The following is a 1659-nucleotide window of genomic DNA, read 5'->3' as shown; positions in this document are numbered from 1 at the left end:
ACCTCAGATTCTTGGTTTGAATGTGGGGACGATGGATCGCTTACAAACAAGCGGTTGGGATTTTCTAGGAAATTTCACTCAAGGGAAAGGGAGTTGTCTGGTTGGAGCTAAATGGGCGGAAGCTGCCAGTCACAAACGGCAGCTTTCGATCCACAGCAGTCGTTCGTCAAGGGCAGAGATCGGCCCGTATCTGCCATATGTTTTTACCGCGAAAAAAGCGGGGGATGTGGTACTACATACGCTGGGTAGAGCAAGAACTCCGTCACCATCAACAAGATGATAACGGGTTCATATGAGGGGGTTACGGCTGTTTTTTTCTAGACCTAGTTTTCGATTTTATGGTGCCTCGAAAACTACAGCGGGTCAAATCGGCATTTTCAAAATTTGTAAATTCAAGAGTGGCATTTGCAAAATTGCTGCCGGAAAGTTTTGCATCTGCAAAGCTTGCAAAATCAGCTTTGACGTGTGAGAAATTAGATAGCTCCAAGTATGATCCGGCGAAGTTCGCATGCTTGAGGAACGCTGAATTTAGATAGCTCTCCTCCATATGAGCGTTTTTGAAAGAGGTTTTATAGGCTCTGGCACGGCCTAAGACAATCCTGAAAGCTTGAATGTTGTCAAGGATCGAATGAGCAATATCAGCACCATAGAGATCCGCAAAATCCAAGCTTACCCCAGAAAGATCAAGCCAAGAAAGGCAGTTGAGCGCGATACCTGACTCCGGGCCGCTTCGTTGCTTCTGAATTCGCTTTAACCAAGTACCGAATGCAGTACGGTCAGGATGGTCGATTTTGGAAACCGTTTCAACTGCTATCGCGCATGCATTCAGAGTGGCGAGCAAAGTCTCCTCAGCATTTCTAGCTTGGTGAGCGCAGTCGTGGAATGTTATCGCAGATGCGACTTTTTCCATAGGCATGCCATGGCGTAACACGTGATTGAATAGCGAGATTAGACAATCTTGTGCAGCCATAATCGCCTCATGCTCCATGAGCAAAATTTCCGACTCAAGAAATTTGTGTATATTTTCTGAAATTGCTGTTGGCCCGCACACCTCACCCCAGTGTGTCAGCGCATCAACATCACTCCAGCCTCTTCCACGAGACTTGCCAATACTCTCACGTCTGCTTTTCTCCTCTATGATGTCGCACATGGCCCTGACAATTCGTCTTGCAGCTAGGTATTCACCAAAGCTTTTATGTGTAAACACGAAAGTTGGATCACCTTTCGGGCGCGAGCCGTGCTGACGAAAGAAAAATGCTGCAAGCAGAGACGTGATACCAACCTTTGCACCATCTTGAAATGCGTCAAGTTGTTCTCCGAAACCTCCTAAGCGGCAATACTGTTCAATTTCGCTTACCGTCGTAGTGCGTCCATCTCCGTGCCAGGCAGCCAGCCCAATTTCTTCCAGGATTAAATAAAAGTCGTCGATATCAATACTTCGGATAGATTCATGTTTTCGACCATTTTCATAGCCTCGCTCGTAAATAGCTTGCACAAGGTCATTGTAAATCTCATTAAGATTGACATGATCAGTAAAATCTAATTTTCCTCGGCAGTAGCTAAGTGCCAGCAAGTAGTTTAATAGGGGCTGGGCGGTAATTTCATTGAGGTCGGGACGGTCTAGCTCTGGAGGGATACCATCATAAGTTCTTCCGGTGA

Annotated in this window: 2 protein-coding genes; one reads left to right on the top strand and one right to left on the bottom strand. The window is 46.3% G+C overall.

What is annotated here, in order from left to right:
- Positions 1–280, top strand: a 280-nt coding sequence (locus tag K675_RS33655; protein WP_232434444.1) for a hypothetical protein, incomplete at its 5' end; no start/stop codon positions are given.
- A gap of 21 nt (positions 281–301) precedes the next feature.
- On the opposite strand, the gene K675_RS33040 is transcribed toward K675_RS33655, so the two are convergent.
- Positions 302–1659 (bottom strand): pentapeptide repeat-containing protein (locus K675_RS33040; RefSeq protein WP_198291650.1); only part of this gene is annotated, 1358 nt, incomplete at its 5' end.

The sequence above is a fragment of the Pseudomonas fuscovaginae SE-1 genome, from assembly GCF_000364705.1.
GTDB lineage: Bacteria > Pseudomonadota > Gammaproteobacteria > Pseudomonadales > Pseudomonadaceae > Aquipseudomonas > Aquipseudomonas fuscovaginae_A.
Note: the sequence above shows the minus strand (reverse complement) of the source record. Positions and strands in the feature narration are given on the sequence as shown.